Source organism: Staphylococcus sp. HMSC062H10 (assembly GCF_001836945.1).
Lineage (GTDB): Bacteria > Bacillota > Bacilli > Staphylococcales > Staphylococcaceae > Staphylococcus > Staphylococcus aureus.
In genome coordinates, this window is record NZ_KV831000.1 from 73,811 (window position 1) to 92,149 (window position 18,339).

Sequence of the window (18,339 nt, forward strand, 5' to 3'; positions counted from 1 at the left end):
AGGCTGTTTTTTTATGCGCATGCATAACCTGATATGTTTTTAATTATGCGCATGTTATACTAAATTAAATTTTAATACTGCGGGGTGTCTTAAAATGCACATTTTAGTAACAGGGTTCGCGCCTTTTGACAATCAAGATATTAATCCTTCTTGGGAAGCTGTGACTCAACTAGAAAATATTATTGGCACACATACAATCGATAAATTAAAACTACCAACCTCTTTTAAGAAAGTAGATACTATTATAAATAAAACGTTGGCATCTAATCATTATGATGTTGTACTAGCTATAGGACAAGCTGGTGGTAGAAATGCCATTACCCCAGAACGTGTCGCCATTAATATTGATGATGCACGTATTCCAGATAATGATGATTTTCAACCTATTGATCAAGCCATTCATTTAGACGGTGCGCCAGCTTATTTTTCAAATTTACCAGTTAAAGCAATGACTCAAAGTGTTATTAACCAAGGACTTCCTGGAGCACTTTCAAATAGTGCAGGTACGTTCGTATGTAATCACGTACTTTATCACTTAGGTTATTTACAAGATAAGCATTACCCTCACCTTCGATTCGGATTTATTCATGTGCCATATATACCAGAGCAAGTCGTTGGTAAATCCGATACACCATCTATGCCATTAGAACAGATAGTTGCAGGTTTGACTGCAGCCATTGAAGCTATTTCTGATCACGATGATTTACGTATAGCTCTAGGCACAACGGAATAGTTATAAATGCACTAACAAAATACATTCCTTAAATGACTAACAACTTTGTTAATAGGGTAATACTTACGGAAGTATGTTTTATTTATGGGGGAGGAATTAATAATGACTACAAAAACGGTATTTGATGTCATTGATATGGGTTTAGGATATTTAGTAAATGTGTATGATACTTGGAAAGTTGAAAAGGTACTTGATGATTATCATAAGCCTTTTTCTAATACCATTCATTGGCAATTTGGGCATGTATTAACAATTTTTGAATCGGCCTTAGCTGTTGCTGGTAAAGAGAATATTGATTTAAATATATATAGACCTTTATTCGGAAATGGTTCGTCTCCAGATGAATGGAAGGATGAAGTACCGAGTATTGAAAGGATTTTAGAAGGTCTCCAAACATTACCTGAACGTGCCCGAAAACTAACTGAAGATGATTTAGCAATTGAATTGAAACAACCAATTGTCGGTTGTAATAACTTAGAAGAGTTATTAATATTAAATGCCATTCACATCCCACTTCATGCTGGTAAAATTGAAGAAATGTCTCGTATATTAAAAAATTAAAAATAAATATGTGCTTATTAACCGTTAACAACACGTTAACGGTTTTTTTTATTTGTTTAAAAGGCCACTCTTAGTCTGCTTACATACAGATTAAAAGTGACCTATTAATATCATGTATTATACATAGAACTAAGAATAGCCTTATCTATAAAAATAATTATAATGGTTTATGAGTTAAATCTTTTTCTTAAAATTAAATACAGTCCCAATATACCTATAAATACCCATGTAATCCATGAAGTTATAATCTTCATACCAGTTTTTGGTAATTCTTTTAGAGGATTTTCAGGTTTGGTTTTATTATCTTTAGGTTGATCATCCTTATCCACTTTTGATGGCTTATCTGGGGGAGTTGGTTTAACTTTATTAGAATGATCAGGTTTAGTTGGTGGTGTTTTGTCTTTTGGTTTTTCAGGATAGATTGGTTTATTCGGTTTTTCTGGCGTATATTTATTTGTCACAATCAAGTTACCCATATCATTGTTATCCACATGCGTTGTATAGCCATTAACTTTTGTTAATTCATCGACTGTGTATTTTACTTGTTGTCCTTTTGCTTTTTCATCTAATCCTGTCCACGTATGTGTCCAGTTATTAGATTCATTTAATATTGCCGTTTTTCCTGTTGCTTTTCCATCTTGATATAGCTCAACTTTGATTTCAGTTGGTCGTTTTCCGTCTTGGTTATTATTGTCATCCCAATTTTTTGTTACTGTTGCCGATGTCTCTCCTGGTGTATACTTGTTCGTTATTGTCGTACCGTTGATGTCTGTTGTGTAGTCTTTTACGTGATCTTCGGTCACTGTATATTCTATTTTCTTTCCTTCATCATACTTCGGTAAGTCTTTAAATTCGTACTTCCAGTTTGTTTCAGATGTCACGTCTAACGTTTTTACTTTCTCTCCGTTAGCCAATAAATTTACACTGACTTTTTCTGGTCTCTTACCATCTTGATTGTCTTTGTCGTCCCATACTTTTTCACCGCTAATTGATGTTGTTTCGATTGGTTTTTCAGTATTAGTAACCACTAAACCATTTTCTTTTTTAGTATATCCTTCTGGTGTTGTATCTTCACCTTGAGCATTTACTTCTTTAACTAAATATTTAATAGCCTTGCCATTTTTGTCATTTTCCGGAAGATTAGACCATGTCACTTTTGTCGTTCCATCTTCTAATTTTTTAATCTCTGCTTTGTCTACTGGTGTTGTATTTTGATTGTCATCTTGTTTGTACAACTTGAAATAAATCGTTGGTTTCACTTTTTGAGTGCCTTCCCAAACCTTTTGAGCAGAAACATCTTTTGTTTTTTCTATCGCTTTTGCATTTTCAATAGTCGTAAAATATCCCTGATTATCTGTATCTTTCATAGTAAACGGATATTCTTTATCCTTATCAAATGTATACGGTGCTGGCGCCTCTATTTCTTTTAAAATATAGTCTCCACTAGGCAACGCTTTAATATTAGCAATACCGTTTGCATCTGTTATAATCTCAATTTCTTTTTGATTGTCCTTTACAACTGATCCATCTTTTTTAGAAAGTTTAAATTTTACATTAGCTATAGGAGCCTTGGTATCTTTATCCTGTTTTAAAACTTTTAATTCACTTTTTACAGTACCTTCAATACCGGCATTAGCATTAATATTGTGCACAGTATGATTAAATGATTTCCCGTTCACTTCTTCCTTACCATGCTCTTGATACCAAGCTTGTGAATTATTAACAAACTCTTTTTGCTGTTCATTCGTAATTTTGGTTTTGTAGTTAATTGAAAAACTATTATATGACCCATAGCCTTGTGGAATTGTTACATCAATTGTGTTCTTCGTATTATCAACAGTTATCTTAGAACCTGGAAAGGCTTTTTCAAAATCAGTAATTGCACTTTGTCCACTATAATAATTGCTATGTGTACCTGTCACATTAATGTTTAATGTGCTTAAATCTAACTGCTGTCCACCTTGAATCTGATCCTTTATAGTAATATCTTTCGATACATATCTTTTTTCATTATTAATATTTAAAAACCATCGTACATGTGTCGTATCTTCTGGCAGCATATCTCCCGTTTTATAATAGAAAACACTACTTGTTCCCGCTTCACTTTTATGAACCGTAACATTCGTTGATTTATTCCCAGATGTTATCGTAGCTACTTTGTCATCTGAAGTATTTGTTTGCGTTAAATTTCTTCCTTGTACTTCAAATTCTGCAAATCCCGAAACATCACTTAATTTTTCTACTTTATCATTGAATGTAATTGTTGCACCGTCTGGTGTAATAACTGCTTGACCCACCTGTTCACCTTTAACAGTTAATGGTACTGTTTTACTATAACCCTCTATCTTTACTGTACCGCTTGTCGGCCATGCCACTTTAATCGTGTCACCATTTTGTATTTTTCCATTTTTATCGTCGAACGTCATTTTTACTGTCGTTTTACCACCATCTTCTATCTTAGACGTTGATACAGTTAAATCTGTAACATTCGTTGATGAAATATCTCGTGCTGCAAATGCTTCATTTTTATTAAATAAAGGTGTGATGATATTTAATAACATTATAAAGACCATAAACTTCAACACATTTTTGTTCATAAAAACCCCTCCTTATACTCTATGTCATATCCACAGGATACTAATAATAAATTATAAACTAATTTAGTTCTTATTCAATGAAATTTATCAAAAATTCATATTATTATTTTATTATGCAAAATATATACAGTATAACGAATACAAGTGCATGAAGTTAACTTGTATCAATTAATTTCTTAGTATATTAGTTCATTTTCAAAATCTATTAAATTTAATAAACACCATCTATACCAGTTCTTCACCGCTTCTCGAAAAATAATTATATTAATGATTTCGTTAATTGAATCTTATATTTAATTATTACTGTACATCTTTTGAAGTTAGCTTTATTCTTAAATTGAAATATGTATAAAACATAGAAAGAAGGACGTTTTAACATGGAAAACACGGTTAAATATCGTAAGTTTATACTCCCTATCGTTGTAGGTCTCCTTATTTGGGCACTTACACCTTTTAAACCGGATGCTGTGGATCCAACAGCATGGTATATGTTCGCAATATTCGTCGCGACAATCATTGCTTGTATTACACAACCGATGCCAATTGGGGCTGTCTCTATAATTGGATTTACAATCATGGTACTCGTTGGCATTGTTGACATGAAAACGGCTGTCGCTGGTTTTGGTAATAATAGCATTTGGTTAATTGCTATGGCATTTTTCATTTCGAGAGGATTTGTGAAAACAGGGCTTGGTAGACGTATCGCACTTCATTTCGTCAAATTATTTGGTAAAAAAACATTAGGCTTAGCATATTCTATCGTCGGTGTAGATTTAATTCTAGCGCCTGCTACACCAAGTAATACTGCGCGTGCTGGTGGAATCATGTTCCCAATTATCAAATCACTTTCTGAATCATTTGGTTCGAAACCGAAAGACGGATCAGCACGCAAAATGGGTGCATTTCTTGTTTTCACAGAATTCCAAGGTAATTTAATTACTGCGGCTATGTTTTTAACTGCAATGGCCGGTAACCCCCTTGCACAAAATTTAGCATCTAGCACATCTAATGTTCACATTACATGGATGAATTGGTTCCTAGCTGCTTTAGTTCCTGGACTTGTTTCCTTAATTGTTGTACCTTTTATCATTTATAAAATTTATCCACCAACTGTTAAAGAAACACCTAATGCTAAAAGTTGGGCTGAAAATGAATTAGCGACTATGGGTAAAATCGCTTTAGCTGAAAAATTTATGATTGGTATTTTTGTCGTTGCATTAACACTATGGATTGTTGGTAGTTTTATTCATATTGATGCTACTTTAACGGCCTTTATCGCGCTAGCATTGTTATTATTAACAGGCGTCTTAACATGGCAAGACATTTTAAACGAAACAGGTGCTTGGAACACATTAGTATGGTTCTCAGTGTTAGTGTTAATGGCCGACCAATTGAACAAGCTTGGATTTATTCCTTGGTTAAGTAAATCTATTGCTACAAGTCTTGGTGGATTAAGCTGGCCTATAGTACTGGTCATTTTAATATTGTTCTACTTCTATTCACATTACTTATTTGCAAGTTCTACAGCACATATCAGTGCGATGTATGCAGCATTACTAGGCGTTGCCATCGCATCCGGTGCACCACCATTATTCAGTGCATTAATGTTAGGTTTCTTTGGTAACCTATTAGCTTCAACAACACACTATAGTAGTGGCCCAGCGCCGATTCTATTCTCTTCAGGTTACGTGACTCAAAAACGTTGGTGGACAATGAACTTAATATTAGGTTTCGTCTACTTTATTATCTGGATTGGTTTAGGATCACTTTGGATGAAAGTAATTGGTATATTTTAAAATATTTAAATTAGCGCTCGAATCTCATTGATTTGGGCGCTTTTTAATTTGTATTTAAAATCAATCTTTGCTAAATCAAGACTCCCTTTTTAAAATACATTCATACTTCAAATCATTGCGTGCTTCACTGAAAATTTGTATAAAGATTTAAGTCATTACGTAACATCACATAAAATACATTTTTATATAAACGCACTTCATTGATTAACATTACTTATGTATCATAAATCATCAAACAAAAAACACTTTCGCTTAAATTCATTTAATTATGAATTCAAAGAAAGTGCTTTATTTCATATTTAATGTTTCAAATTTATACGGCTGTCACTGTTACTGCACACACACCTCAGTCTCACCTTATCATGACACAAAGGAAATTGAAAATACATATAATTATCTTTCCTCGTATTTTATAGGGTTTTTGCGACCGGATGTTTCTTCAATTTAATGTATTGAGAAAGACTATATAACACAATACCTGTCCAAATAAATATAAACGTAATTAATTGATCTATACTAAAAGGCTCTTTGAAAACAAATATGCCGAGTACAAACATTATTGTTGGTCCAACGTATTGAATAAATCCTATTAGCGAAAGTGGAATACGTTTTGCCCCGGCTGAGAATAGGATTAGTGGTATTGCCGTAATAGCACCAGAAAATAACAACCAAAATGATGACATGTTCAATCCAAATGACATCTGATGTTGCTGCCATAAATAAATAACGTATATTAGTCCAGCAGGTGCGGTAACAATACATTCAATCGTAATACTGCTGATGGCATCAATATGTACTACTTTTTTCAATAATCCGTATGTACCAAAGGATAACGCTAATATAATAGAGACGATTGGGAATTCTCCAATCTTGAGCGTCATATATAATACACCGATGAATGCGAATAAAATGGCTAGCCATTCAAATTTATTGAATCTTTCTTTTAAAAAGATAAGTGCGAGCAAAATGCTAACAAGTGGATTTATATAATAACCTAAACTTGTTTGTAGTACGTGACCGTTCGTTACAGCCCAAATAAATGTACCCCAATTTAATGTGATAACATAACCCGCTACGACAATTGCTAGTAATTGAATGGGCTTGGCTAACAATTGATTCATATCTCGTTGAAATGCATTGCGTTGTTTTTGTCCAACCGCGAGTATGAAAATCATGAATATTACTGAAAATATAATACGAAAGGCTAAAATTTCAAATGCACCTATTGCATCAACGAACTGCCAATATATAGGTAGTATTCCCCACAGAATGTATGCACTGAGTGCTAAAAATATACCTTTTTTATATTCTGAATTCACTTACATACCTCCTTACTCTCCCAATTTTTATTTTACTGCATACGCTCACTTAGTTAAGCTAATATAACGATTTTACTAATAATATTTCGATAAAGATATCATTTTGTTTATATTTCCCACATTTATTCACCAATCACTAAACAATATTAATTTTATAAATAATTCTGTACAAATCAGGGTATATTGCCAGAAAGACTACCATACAACATAAAGGATGGATACAAATGACTTTACCTAAAATTGGAAAGCCTGCAACACGTGCATTAAATTCACAAGGTATATACACATTAGAAGATGTATCACAATATACAAAGTCATCTCTAATGGAGATGCATGGCGTTGGTCCTAAAGCTATATCAATATTGGAACAAGCTTTATTTCAGCACCAACTACATTTTAAAACGGAAGTTCATTCATCATTACCTTTTTTATTAACAGGAGATGTGTCATGCAATCATGCGCCTAAACGTCAACAAATGATAGATTTTATAGTTGCTACAGCAGCATTAGATATTGAATTATTACGTTCACTGGTTACAACAGAATTTATTTGGTCTGTCCCTGACCGCTTTGACATATACGGACCTCAAATGTTAATTCAAGAACTATCTAATCATTACAATCAGGTTGCTAGTCTCAATATCCACTCCAGCATCACACATGGGTGCTTAGGTTCCATGCATGGTATTGAAATATTAAAAACTGGTAAAGAGATTCATTTTGCTCATTTTTTTGAATTTGAAAATCATAAAAAGGATGCCAAGTTAAGCAAAGTGACATCTTACATTGTTGTTGGTTAATGTATCAAATTATATATATCGCAAAAAATTCTTTTTCGGTTACATGTATATTTTTATATAACAAATAATTTTGCATAACATTTTTGTTATATGAATACTTTTTACTAGAGTGCACATTGAACATACAGTATGATTAAATATCATGTTATGAAAGAAGGATATATTTTGACTGTTTTTAAAAATGAGCGCTTAAGCTGGTTACCATACATAGCTATTGTCATTTTGTTACACGTTATTGGGTTTAGTTTTTTATGGATTGCTGGAAAAGACTATCATATCTTATTTGGTATGGGGATTCTTGCATATACATTAGGTTTACGTCATGCATTTGATGCTGATCATATCGCCGCGATAGATAATACGGTTCGCAAATTATTACAGCAACGCAAAGATCCATCTGGTGTTGGTTTCTACTTTTCAATTGGACATTCATCTGTTGTATTTTTAATGGCTGTTTTTTTAGGAGTATCTGTAAAATGGGCTAAAGATGAATTACCACATTTCCAAGATATTGGTGGAACGATTGGTACACTAGTATCAGGTTTCTTTTTAGTGCTTATCGGTGTGTTGAATCTAATTATTTTAATCTCTTTAATTAACTTGTTCGCTAAATTACGTCGTGAACACATTGAAGAAGCTGAAGTCGATGCATTACTTGAATCTAGAGGATTTGTTTCTCGATTTGTAGGACCTTATTTCAAATTAATCACGCGTAGTTGGCACGTATTGCCACTTGGCTTTTTATTTGGACTTGGTTTTGATACAGCTAGTGAAATTGCGTTACTCGCTCTTTCTTCAGGCGCGTCACAACAGGCCATTTCATTTATCGGAATCTTATCTTTACCAATTTTATTCGCATCAGGTATGAGTTTGTTGGATACTTTAGATGGTGTTGTAATGAAATATGCCTATAATTGGGCATTCTTCAATCCTATTCGCAAAATCTATTACAATATAACGATTACTGCGATATCTGTTATAGCTGCATTAGTGATTGGGATGATTGAATTGCTGCAAATTCTTGCTGATAAACTAGAATTACATGGTACATTTTGGTCATTCATTGCTTCCATTGAATTTGACTACTTAGGTTATATTCTAGTCGCTTTATTTTTAATTACTTGGCTTATTTCAAGTTTAATTTGGAAGTTTGGTCGCATAGAACACAAATGGTCTAAATAAAGTAACTTGTCTTGCAATCATCTTTTTATTATTGCGTTTTTAGACACCCTGCATACTGACTCCTTTAGGGTACGCTCTCTGTTGTCATATTTTGAATCTTACTTTTAAAGATGACAGTATTGAGAGCGTATTTTTCTATCTAAAATAGATCTTGTAAAATCCAGTGCTTTCTTATTTAAAATTTTAGCATTTCTGTTTACAATTCTCTTATAGTCTTTAATACAGGAGGCGGTATACTAATGAATATTGCAAAGTTAGAAGATTATCTACAAATTGAACCAACTCGTTATGATCAACCGAGTATTGAAGCATTAAATTATTATGCGACTCGCTTTATGTTAACGGTGCCTTTCGAAAATATTGAGGTTCAAAATGGTAAACCAATATCTGTAGATATCGATGCACTTTTCAATAAAATTGTTCATGATAAACGCGGTGGTTTTTGTTATGAGTTAAACACATTTTTCAAAGCATATTTACAACAAAAAGGATTTAACCCAGAATTAATGTCGGCTACCATTCATACACCCGGTGGCGGTCGTAGTCAAAACGGTTCACATGCATCACTTGTTGTTTCTATTAATAATGTCTTTTATGTAACCGATGTCGGCTTTGGAGACTTACCTCTAAATGCCATACCGATTACTTTACCAGATGATACACAGCAGATCACTGATATCAGTGGTACATTCCGCGCTATTTTCAACAGTGAGGATAAGGACATTTTCTATGTTCAAAAATATGAAAATAATCATTGGCATACAAAATACGAAGCTGAATTCAAGGCTAGAGAAATAGAAGAATTCGATCAAAACATTGAATATAATCAAACACATCCTGATTCAGTATTTGTAAAACATTTATTAATTACAATGCCACAATCATTTGGACGTGCTACAATGTCTGAAAACCATTTAACTTTAACAAAAGATGGAACGCCAGAAAAGTTAGCTATCACAAAAGATAACTATAAACAATTTTTAACAAAATATTTTGGATTAAATGTAACAATTAGTCGACTTGAAAATAGCGACAATTAATCATAAAAATACGGACGTAACTTACTTTAATGTAGGTAACGTCCTTTTTTAATACACATGTTCGTTAGGATGTGGGACAAAAATGATACAGCGCCACTAACAATTAATGATTTAGTGGTTTTCACACGTTAGCCACAGCTCGTGTGCACTTATAAATAGGCATGCATGCATAAAAAATACTAATTTCTAAAGAAAAAGTATTTCTTTATTGACACTCTGTGCAAACACAACAAAAAGGATATGGCACAAACTTCATGCCACACCCTTCTTTTGAACCGCTTCATTTTACTTAAGCAAGTGCATCTACAACATAAATGACACCTACGAATACAAATGCAATAGCAATCATCGTCGAAATAAAGACGATACCCATTAATGGATTAAATAATAAAATGACACCGAAAACAATACCTAATAAATTAAAAATCACTGAAATTAGTTTTAAGCTACCACTACCCGAAAATGTAAATAATCCAGCGATAGAGCTAAAAATAAACCAAAAAGCAAACATGTAGATAAAAAATGCCGAGCTAGCACCAACATTAAAAATGACAATAAGACCAAAGAGAATATCTACAATCCCCATAAACAGAATCCAATTTTGGTTACCACCAACTAAAGTTTTGGCTTTTCTACGATAAACAATTTGAATCACACCATTAATCAATACAAATAATCCAATTAACCATGTGATTGCATAAAAGTTTTCAATGGGGAATGTAAAAATAACAACTGCTAACATTAATAACAACACACCCATAATCAAACTAGACCATTTAATGCCTTGATTTCCTTTTTCCATAACAATCATTTCCTTTCAAAAAACGCCTTCTTTATATTTTCATTAGTGGCACTATTATTCATTGTTTAAATTCCCTCATCTTAACTTATAGAAACATTTCCTCAGTGCTAATACTGTGATGCTCAAATTAGTTGAACTGCTTTCCAATAATCCAAATTCACCCGAGAAAATCACAATATATTAATATCTTTCAACTATGTAAGATTCAAACATTGAATTGTAAGTTTAGATAAAGGCTGCTGTCCTAATTATTATTTAAAATGAAATTAAATACAAAAGGAGTGATACTATGACGATATTATCAGTGCAACATGTTTCAAAAACATACGGTAAAAAGCACACATTTCAAGCACTTAAAGATATTAACTTTGACATACAAAAAGGCGAATTCGTTGCGATTATGGGGCCTTCTGGATCAGGTAAGACAACCTTATTAAATGTACTAAGTTCAATTGACCAAATTTCTAGCGGTAGCGTGATTGCTAACGGACAAGAGCTTAATAAACTTAATCAAAAAGCACTTGCCAAATTCCGTAAAGAATCATTAGGTTTCATCTTCCAAGATTACAGTATTCTGCCGACATTAACTGTTAAAGAAAACATTATGTTACCTTTATCTGTTCAAAAAATGTCGAAGGCAACAATGGAAGAAAATTATAAAGCGATTACGACAGCATTAGGTATTTATGACCTAGGAAATAAATACCCTAGCGAATTATCTGGTGGTCAACAACAAAGAACTGCAGCAGCGAGAGCATTTGTTCACAAACCACAAATCATATTTGCAGATGAGCCAACAGGCGCACTCGACTCGAAAAGTGCAAATGACTTATTACAACGTTTGGAAGAAATGAATAAATCGTTTGATACCACTATTGTCATGGTTACACATGATCCGGTTGCAGCAAGTTTTGCAGAACGTGTCATCATGCTAAAAGATGGCCAAATTCATACACAACTTTATCAGGAAGGACGTTCTAAACAGGCCTTTTATGAAGACATTGTACATCTTCAATCAGTATTAGGTGGTGTCTCAAATGACATTTAACCATATCGTCTTCAAAAACTTACGCCAAAACTTAAAACATTATGCAATGTATTTATTTTCATTATTTTTTAGCATCGTCTTATATTTCAGTTTTACAACCTTACAGTTTACTAAAGGTGTAAATAATGACGACTCGATGGCCATCATTAAGAAAGGCGCTTTAGTCGGATCAATATTTTTATTTATCATTATTGTCATCTTTTTAATGTATGCCAATCATTTATTCGTGAAACGCCGTACACGTGAATTTGCGCTATTTCAGTTGATTGGTTTAACACGACAAAACATTTTGAAAATGTTAGCACTTGAACAAATGATTGTATTTTTAATCACAGGTGTTGTCGGTGTATTATGTGGCATTGCAGGTGCACAATTATTGCTTTCCATTGTATCTAAATTGATGTCGTTATCGATTAACTTATCGATACATTTCGAACCTATGGCCCTTGTTTTAACTATTTTAATGCTAATTATTGCGTATATACTGATTTTATTTCAAAGCAGTTTATTTTTAAAAAGACGCAGTATCTTATCAATGATGAAAGACTCAGTTAAGACTGATGTTACAACTGCGAAAGTTACAGTTATAGAAGTCATTTCAGGCGTATTAGGTATTGCTATGATTGCACTAGGATATTATATGGCGACAGAAATGTTTGGTACGTTCAAAGCACTAACTATGGCTATGACATCACCGTTTATCATTTTATTTTTAACGGTTGTAGGTGCCTATTTATTCTTCAGAAGTTCCGTGTCACTAATTTTTAAAACTTTGAAAAAATCTAAAAATGGACGCGTATCTATTACAGATGTTGTATTTACATCGTCTATTATGTACCGAATGAAGAAAAATGCCATGTCTTTAACTATCATTGCAATTATTTCTGCAGTTACAGTAACTGTATTGTGTTTCGCAGCGTTATCTAAATCAAATACCGATCAAACCCTTACATCTATGGCACCCAATGATTTTAACGTCGTCACCGCTCAAGACGCGCAACAATTTGAATCTAAACTAAGCCAACAACAAATTACATTTTCTAAAAATGCTTACGAAACTATTACTGTAGATAATGTTAAAGATCAGGTTATTACTTTGGAAAATGGTAGTGATTCAGGTCGCACGAATTCAATATTAAGTGCAAATAACAAGTTAACAGGCAACAATGCCATCATTACAAATACAAAATCGCTGCCTAACGTTATTAATATTCATTTAAACAAAGATTTAGTAGTAAAAGGTACAAAGAACGAGACTTTCCGTGTTACACAAGAAGACAAAGACAAGGTTTATCCTTTAAATCTAAGCTTTAATTCACCTGTCATTGAAGTAAGTCCAGAAAAGTATCAGCAATTGAAAACACAAAATAACGTTCATACTTTTTATGGATATGATATTAAACAAACATCACAAAAGAAAAAAGCTCAAGCAATTGCAAAACAGTTTGGAGACAAAATCATCACTTATGATGACATGAAAAAAGAGGTCGATGCTACTAACGGTATTCTAATATTCGTTACATCATTTTTAGGATTAGCATTTCTAGTAGCAGCTGGATGTATTATTTATATTAAACAAATGGATGAAACTGAGGATGAACTAAGTAACTTCAGAATATTAAAACGCATAGGCTTTACGCATACAGATATGCTTAAAGGATCATTACTAAAAATTACTTTCAACTTCGGTTTACCATTATTGATTGCTATATTACATGCAGTATTCGCCGCAATAGCATTTATGAAATTGATGGGTAATATATCCTTCATGCCGGTTATTATAGTAATCATTGTATACACACTCATTTACATTGTTTTTGCTTTAATCGCTTTTGTACATTCAAATAAATTGATTAAGAAAACCATTTAACACTTGTGATTAAAAGATGATTCATTGAGATTTTGATTTTAAGCAATGCAGTATAACTTTTAACTGATTTATAAAAAGGAGAGATTGAAGCATGAAATTTAGAGAATTAGTAAAACAATCATACGAGGATTTGAAAAATTTGACTGTAACTTGGTATAACGTTATTGCTTTAGCAATGATTGTTATTGTCTTAAGCGCCGTTACAACACCAATTATAGGTATTCCAGCTGGTTTATTAGGTGGCGCTTATTATTTAAAACGCCGCGAAGAAAAAGGTAAATAAGCGCATTCCATCAGTATAAAACATTGCTATGACCTATCAAGTCAGATTTTAATATCAGGGAGTGGGACAGAAATGATATTTTCGCAAAATTTATTTCGGTTAAATATTAATAGAACAAGCAGCGGTTAGTCGTTGCTTGTTTTCTATTTTTAAAAATTAAGACATCTTTCTAGAATCCAATTTAAAATTAAGTATTACTCTATATATGTGAATACTTATCATTATCCAGAGCACCCCCAACGTGACACCACCTAATACGTCTGTAAAATAATGTGCATGGAAGTAAAGTCTCGAAACTAGAATACTCAACCAAATAACAACAATAACTATTTGAAGTATTATTCTAAGTACGTATTGCGTTAGCTGAGGTAGAATCAAAAATAGCAAAATCATAATAACCATCGTACTCGATAGTGCATGACCACTTGGAAATGAAAAACCAGAATCTTGTATTAAATGATCATAGGGTCTATCTCGATGTAATATTTTTTTCATAATAATGCCAGCGATACCACCTGAACCTACCGTAAGAATGACCCACATACCTAGTAGGTATGACTTTTTACTAAGTAGAATAATGCCAATGATGATAGCTACAAATAGCCACGTTGCAACATCTCCATATTTAGCCACTACAGTTAAATAATCATTTAATAAACCACCTTGAAAATTTAATTGCGGATTGCCAAAATTTGATTTAAACCAATTGAAAATGATATTATCTAACTCTTTTAATAATGTAAATTGAAATAATACAAAAGTAATTAATCCTATCATAATGATGGTAGTAATTGTTAATATACTTCTCGTTTTTAAAGCTAACATTTGTCTTCTCATTATCTTTATCCTTTTTGTAAATTTTACTAATTATAACTTTTAAAAATAAAAATGGTATCAGTATTTAGACTGATATATCAATATAATTGATAAATTTTCAAATGCTTATAAACCCCTTTAAATCAACGTTTCTAAGGTTTTTAAAAATCTTTTTTAATTTATTTTCAAAAAAGACTGTACATTATGCCAATATGAGCGTATAGTTGGACTTACGTAATAAAAGCTCGTGAATTAAATTGTAGTGTATTTGTTTAGAATATCCTCTTTTTTAGTTATGAATTTGTTACAAATATTAAGTGCAAAAGCACACGGAGGTTTTCTATATGAATAACGGTACAGTAAAATGGTTTAACGCAGAAAAAGGTTTTGGTTTCATCGAACAAGAAAATGGCGGAGACGTATTCGTACATTTCTCAGGTATCGCTAGCGATGGCTACAAAACTTTAGAAGAAGGTCAAAAAGTTACTTTCGAAATCACTGAAGGTCAACGTGGAGACCAAGCAGTTAACGTACAAACTGTTTAATCTTACAAAATAAAACGACTCATTATAAATGAATCGCTTTGATTACCAACAAGATTTAGAACCTTGTTGGTATTTTTTTATGCTATTTTGGATAATATAAATAATATGAGGCCGTACCACGATGATTTATAAAAACTTATTTGCCAGATGCATACTAATCAAAGCTATAAGAATGATTGCACCAACAAATGCTATGAAAGAAAGTACACCTGTTTTTATATTTCTAGCTTTAGTCGTTTGTACTTCACTAGGATCTTTTCCATTCATAAAAGCAACAATTCGATCGTAGTTATCCATTTTATGCACTTTTTTAAAGTCTTCTATTTTCATAGATGCATAAAAACCTATTCCATAAATGACTATCACCGTTATACCCCAAGCCCAATTCCAATAAACAACTAAAGGTCCCATTAAAATTGCAGCTAATGTTATGAAAATAAGCATCACATATGTCCATAAGTTAAGGCTTCGTTGCACTTTAATATCAGGTACAAATGGAATAGTCCCTTTTACTAAATCATCTAAAGTTACATTGAACAATTCGCAAATCATTAATAAGTTATGTATGTCTGGTAAGCTTTTGTCATTTTCCCAATTAGAAATACTCTGCCTAGATACATATAACTTTTCAGCAAGATATTCTTGTGAATATCCATCTCGTTCCCGATACTTTTTAATTTGTTTACTCAGATTCAATTACATACGCCTCCATTCAATTAGTACAATCATTACAATCAGACTATCAGATAAAGTTAAATCACGTCACCTTTATGATTGACTAAATATTTTGACATACGACAACATCAAGGTTCGAAGACTCCCTTAAGACAAACCTGTATGATTACGCGCTTGTAATTTTCTCAATGCCAACTTGAATTTCATTTATTAATGATGCAACTTTTCCCTGCTATTCAATGCTTGCGAAGTTAGTCCTATTTAAGAGATTACGTTCACACTATTTACTATTCGATTTTCCAGCTTTCCAACTATGCTTTTCTAATCTTTTTTGTGCTATAAATTCTACCGCTTCAAAAATACATACGGCACTGATGAACCAGCTTAGGAAACCAACAATAATGCTAATCAACCACATGTGCGTCATATGTAACATCATCCATGTAACTAAAATACAAACTAATACCCCTGTCATACCAAACACTGCGCCACGACTTACATGCACAGCGACTTTATCACCATATTGCATACCTGTAATAAACATAGACACTAAAAATACTGCCGGAAACGTTGCAAATATACCGCCAAATTCTTTCCAAGGTAGTGTTACAGATACAATATAACTTAATAATACTGCAAATCCCCCCACAAAAAATTTCATTAATGTTAATTTCATGATGTTCTGCCTCCAATAATTTATTACTTAATAACTGAATACAACTAATTATCATGCATTTTCCAAACTATAAATGTCTAATACTGAATATTGCGAGGGAAATAACAAACCAACAAACAACTGTGAATATTGCACCTTTCCGATAACCTTTATGCTTAATATAGAGAGATGTCAAAAATACAGTTAATATACAAGACAGAATACCGACAATTGCTCCAGTACTAAGATTCATCGACATCTCCACTAATTGCGTACCACGATGATCCAAAGCTAATGCGATAATAGCCGCAAGAAAGACTGCCGGCATAGTAGCTATAATGCCTCCTAACTTGCCACCTACCTTATCAGCAATAATTGAAGCTAATGCAACAGCGATACCACCAATGACAAAATGAAGAATTGCACTTCCAATTGAAAACATCTTCAACGTACCTTTCTATAATTAATTCAATACAAAACGTATCATTCACACAAAGTGTAAAACTTAAATTTTCTACTGTAAAGGCAACTGAAGCGATGTTCATAAAGCTTTCATGATACTTTCATAAACTAGCAATAAAGGGTTCAAATAAAGGTATATCCAGCTCAAATTATTGAAAATTACCATTAACTGTAATTTTCAAATCAACATATAAATATAAATTTTTATGTTTCACGTAAAACAAAAAAAGACAAAGCTGTTATGATCTTAGCTTTGTCTTTTATGTGTTAGTCATCATGTATACGACATCCTACTACTAACGTTTATATATTCGAATTTTTATTTCATAATAATCTTCATGATCTTTGTCTTTATGCTCAACATGTAATCCTGTTTGTTGAATCGCTTGGATACTTTTGCCTACCTCATCTCGTGCTTGAGTGACATCTTGTGCAAAGCGAAGGTTTTGTGCTTTGACTTTTTCGGGCCCCGTTTTTTGGCGTACTCTATCTTCAGTCTGTTTCACATTTAGTTTTTGTGCAATGACTTGCTCAATCAACGCTTCTTGTTCGCTATCAGACAATGATAATACCGCTCTCGCATGGCGTTCAGTAATTTTACCTTCTCTTAAGCGAAGTAGTACTTTCGGCGCCAACTTCAATAAACGCAACTTATTTGCAATAAAGCTTTGACTTTTACCTAAACTTTTTGCCAATTCACTTTGCGTTGTATCACCAATTTCCAATAATTTCTTATAGGCTTCCGCTTCTTCAACAACAGACAAATTTTCTCTTTGAATATTCTCAATTAATGCCACAACAGCCGTCTCTTCATCATCCATATCACGAATAATAACGTCTGCTTGAGGTAAATTTAGTGATTGTATTGCTCTAAATCGGCGCTCTCCAGCAATAATTTCAAACATATCTTCTTCAATCGGTCTTACAACAATAGGCTGTAATAAACCATGTTCATGTATTGATTCAGCAAGTTCTTTAATTTTATTTGGTTCAAACACCTGTCTTGGTTGATAACGGTTGGGAACGATACGTTCAATTTGAATGGATTCAACATTACTATTGCGATCTTCTTCAATATGTCCAATGATGTCATCTTTGTTTTTCAAACCAAATAATTTTGAAAAAGGTTTTTTCATTATCCATTCGCTCCTTTTA

The 18,339-nt window shown here is 32.7% G+C and carries 18 protein-coding genes; 10 read left to right on the plus strand and 8 right to left on the minus strand.

Features of this window, described 5'->3' with window-relative positions; translation table 11 throughout:
- Positions 1–94 precede the first annotated feature (94 nt).
- Positions 95–733: a pyroglutamyl-peptidase I gene (gene pcp / locus HMPREF2658_RS12625; RefSeq protein WP_000547820.1), complete on the plus strand. Its 639-nt coding sequence runs from the start codon at positions 95–97 to the stop codon at positions 731–733.
- 102 nt (positions 734–835) lie between these two features.
- The gene (gene bstA, locus HMPREF2658_RS12630) at positions 836–1,294 is read left to right on the plus strand and encodes a bacillithiol transferase BstA (RefSeq protein WP_070854446.1); all 459 of its coding nucleotides are present in this window, start codon (positions 836–838) and stop codon (positions 1,292–1,294) included.
- Positions 1,295–1,461: 167 nt separating this feature from the next.
- Here the strand turns inward: bstA and HMPREF2658_RS12635 are convergent, their stop codons facing one another.
- Positions 1,462–3,891: a Cna B-type domain-containing protein gene (locus tag HMPREF2658_RS12635; protein WP_070854447.1), complete on the minus strand. Its 2,430-nt coding sequence runs from the start codon at positions 3,889–3,891 to the stop codon at positions 1,462–1,464.
- A gap of 377 nt (positions 3,892–4,268) precedes the next feature.
- Between HMPREF2658_RS12635 and HMPREF2658_RS12640 the strand changes: the two genes are divergently transcribed.
- On the plus strand, positions 4,269–5,687 hold the full coding sequence (locus tag HMPREF2658_RS12640; protein WP_000432357.1) for an anion permease: 1,419 nt from the start codon (positions 4,269–4,271) through the stop codon (positions 5,685–5,687).
- 410 nt (positions 5,688–6,097) lie between these two features.
- Here HMPREF2658_RS12640 and rarD read toward each other — a convergent pair whose 3' ends face one another.
- Positions 6,098–7,006, minus strand: a complete 909-nt coding sequence (gene rarD, locus HMPREF2658_RS12645) for an EamA family transporter RarD (protein WP_001083805.1) — start codon at positions 7,004–7,006, stop codon at positions 6,098–6,100.
- A 224-nt stretch (positions 7,007–7,230) separates the two neighbouring features.
- On the opposite strand from rarD, the gene HMPREF2658_RS12650 reads away from it, so the two are divergent.
- The 3 genes from HMPREF2658_RS12650 (at position 7,231) to HMPREF2658_RS12660 (ending at position 10,028) form a co-directional block, all read left to right on the plus strand.
- Positions 7,231–7,806 (plus strand): helix-hairpin-helix domain-containing protein, encoded by a 576-nt coding sequence (locus tag HMPREF2658_RS12650; protein WP_000174585.1) that lies wholly within the window; start codon positions 7,231–7,233, stop codon positions 7,804–7,806.
- A gap of 165 nt (positions 7,807–7,971) precedes the next feature.
- Positions 7,972–8,988 carry a HoxN/HupN/NixA family nickel/cobalt transporter gene (locus HMPREF2658_RS12655; protein WP_000215647.1) on the plus strand — a complete coding sequence of 339 codons (1,017 nt, stop codon included), beginning with the start codon at positions 7,972–7,974 and terminating at the stop codon, positions 8,986–8,988.
- Between the two features lie 239 nt (positions 8,989–9,227).
- Positions 9,228–10,028, plus strand: coding sequence for an arylamine N-acetyltransferase family protein (locus tag HMPREF2658_RS12660; RefSeq protein WP_070854449.1), 801 nt, complete (start codon positions 9,228–9,230; stop codon positions 10,026–10,028).
- Positions 10,029–10,317: 289 nt separating this feature from the next.
- Here the strand turns inward: HMPREF2658_RS12660 and HMPREF2658_RS12665 are convergent, their stop codons facing one another.
- Positions 10,318–10,830, minus strand: a complete 513-nt coding sequence (locus tag HMPREF2658_RS12665; protein ID WP_000410772.1) for an HdeD family acid-resistance protein — start codon at positions 10,828–10,830, stop codon at positions 10,318–10,320.
- Between the two features lie 289 nt (positions 10,831–11,119).
- On the opposite strand from HMPREF2658_RS12665, the gene vraD reads away from it, so the two are divergent.
- The 3 genes from vraD to vraH all read left to right on the plus strand — a co-directional run bounded on the left by vraD (position 11,120) and on the right by vraH (position 14,031).
- Complete coding sequence (gene vraD / locus HMPREF2658_RS12670; protein WP_000154162.1) at positions 11,120–11,878, plus strand: peptide resistance ABC transporter ATP-binding subunit VraD; 759 nt, start codon at positions 11,120–11,122, stop codon at positions 11,876–11,878.
- Complete coding sequence (gene vraE / locus HMPREF2658_RS12675; protein WP_000143665.1) at positions 11,868–13,748, plus strand: peptide resistance ABC transporter permease subunit VraE; 1,881 nt, start codon at positions 11,868–11,870, stop codon at positions 13,746–13,748. The genes vraD and vraE overlap by 11 nt, the downstream gene beginning before the upstream one ends.
- A gap of 91 nt (positions 13,749–13,839) precedes the next feature.
- A complete protein-coding gene (gene vraH / locus HMPREF2658_RS12680; RefSeq protein WP_000672025.1) occupies positions 13,840–14,031 on the plus strand; it encodes a peptide resistance ABC transporter activity modulator VraH in 192 nt (63 codons plus the stop codon).
- A gap of 156 nt (positions 14,032–14,187) precedes the next feature.
- Here the strand turns inward: vraH and HMPREF2658_RS12685 are convergent, their stop codons facing one another.
- A complete protein-coding gene (locus HMPREF2658_RS12685; protein ID WP_001254205.1) occupies positions 14,188–14,868 on the minus strand; it encodes a phosphatase PAP2 family protein in 681 nt (226 codons plus the stop codon).
- A gap of 323 nt (positions 14,869–15,191) precedes the next feature.
- Here HMPREF2658_RS12685 and HMPREF2658_RS12690 point away from each other — a divergent pair, with 323 nt between their 5' ends.
- On the plus strand, positions 15,192–15,392 hold the full coding sequence (locus HMPREF2658_RS12690) for a cold-shock protein (protein WP_001059079.1): 201 nt from the start codon (positions 15,192–15,194) through the stop codon (positions 15,390–15,392).
- A gap of 126 nt (positions 15,393–15,518) precedes the next feature.
- Here the strand turns inward: HMPREF2658_RS12690 and HMPREF2658_RS12695 are convergent, their stop codons facing one another.
- The 4 genes from HMPREF2658_RS12695 to noc all read right to left on the minus strand — a co-directional run bounded on the left by HMPREF2658_RS12695 (position 15,519) and on the right by noc (position 18,320).
- A complete protein-coding gene (locus HMPREF2658_RS12695; RefSeq protein WP_001054109.1) occupies positions 15,519–16,088 on the minus strand; it encodes a helix-turn-helix transcriptional regulator in 570 nt (189 codons plus the stop codon).
- Between the two features lie 259 nt (positions 16,089–16,347).
- Positions 16,348–16,743 (minus strand): DUF3147 family protein, encoded by a 396-nt coding sequence (locus HMPREF2658_RS12700; protein ID WP_000779134.1) that lies wholly within the window; start codon positions 16,741–16,743, stop codon positions 16,348–16,350.
- 67 nt (positions 16,744–16,810) lie between these two features.
- Positions 16,811–17,164, minus strand: coding sequence for a DUF3147 family protein (locus HMPREF2658_RS12705; RefSeq protein ID WP_000491382.1), 354 nt, complete (start codon positions 17,162–17,164; stop codon positions 16,811–16,813).
- 316 nt (positions 17,165–17,480) lie between these two features.
- Positions 17,481–18,320 carry a nucleoid occlusion protein gene (gene noc / locus HMPREF2658_RS12710; protein ID WP_000742837.1) on the minus strand — a complete coding sequence of 280 codons (840 nt, stop codon included), beginning with the start codon at positions 18,318–18,320 and terminating at the stop codon, positions 17,481–17,483.
- Between the last annotated feature and the right edge of the window lie 19 nt (positions 18,321–18,339).

What these genes read in the sequence shown, in the direction of transcription:
- vraE (WP_000143665.1), top strand. Translation starts at nt 11,868, where the DNA reads ATGACATTTAACCATATCGTCTTCAAAAACTTACGCCAAAACTTAAAA.
- HMPREF2658_RS12690 (WP_001059079.1), top strand. Translation starts at nt 15,192, where the DNA reads ATGAATAACGGTACAGTAAAATGGTTTAACGCAGAAAAAGGTTTTGGT.
- HMPREF2658_RS12665 (WP_000410772.1), bottom strand. Translation starts at nt 10,830, where the DNA reads ATGGAAAAAGGAAATCAAGGCATTAAATGGTCTAGTTTGATTATGGGT.
- vraH (WP_000672025.1), top strand. Translation starts at nt 13,840, where the DNA reads ATGAAATTTAGAGAATTAGTAAAACAATCATACGAGGATTTGAAAAAT.
- HMPREF2658_RS12685 (WP_001254205.1), bottom strand. Translation starts at nt 14,868, where the DNA reads ATGAGAAGACAAATGTTAGCTTTAAAAACGAGAAGTATATTAACAATT.
- HMPREF2658_RS12635 (WP_070854447.1), bottom strand. Translation starts at nt 3,891, where the DNA reads ATGAACAAAAATGTGTTGAAGTTTATGGTCTTTATAATGTTATTAAAT.
- vraD (WP_000154162.1), top strand. Translation starts at nt 11,120, where the DNA reads ATGACGATATTATCAGTGCAACATGTTTCAAAAACATACGGTAAAAAG.
- HMPREF2658_RS12640 (WP_000432357.1), top strand. Translation starts at nt 4,269, where the DNA reads ATGGAAAACACGGTTAAATATCGTAAGTTTATACTCCCTATCGTTGTA.
- noc (WP_000742837.1), bottom strand. Translation starts at nt 18,320, where the DNA reads ATGAAAAAACCTTTTTCAAAATTATTTGGTTTGAAAAACAAAGATGAC.
- HMPREF2658_RS12700 (WP_000779134.1), bottom strand. Translation starts at nt 16,743, where the DNA reads ATGAAATTAACATTAATGAAATTTTTTGTGGGGGGATTTGCAGTATTA.
- HMPREF2658_RS12650 (WP_000174585.1), top strand. Translation starts at nt 7,231, where the DNA reads ATGACTTTACCTAAAATTGGAAAGCCTGCAACACGTGCATTAAATTCA.
- bstA (WP_070854446.1), top strand. Translation starts at nt 836, where the DNA reads ATGACTACAAAAACGGTATTTGATGTCATTGATATGGGTTTAGGATAT.
- HMPREF2658_RS12705 (WP_000491382.1), bottom strand. Translation starts at nt 17,164, where the DNA reads ATGTTTTCAATTGGAAGTGCAATTCTTCATTTTGTCATTGGTGGTATC.
- pcp (WP_000547820.1), top strand. Translation starts at nt 95, where the DNA reads ATGCACATTTTAGTAACAGGGTTCGCGCCTTTTGACAATCAAGATATT.
- HMPREF2658_RS12660 (WP_070854449.1), top strand. Translation starts at nt 9,228, where the DNA reads ATGAATATTGCAAAGTTAGAAGATTATCTACAAATTGAACCAACTCGT.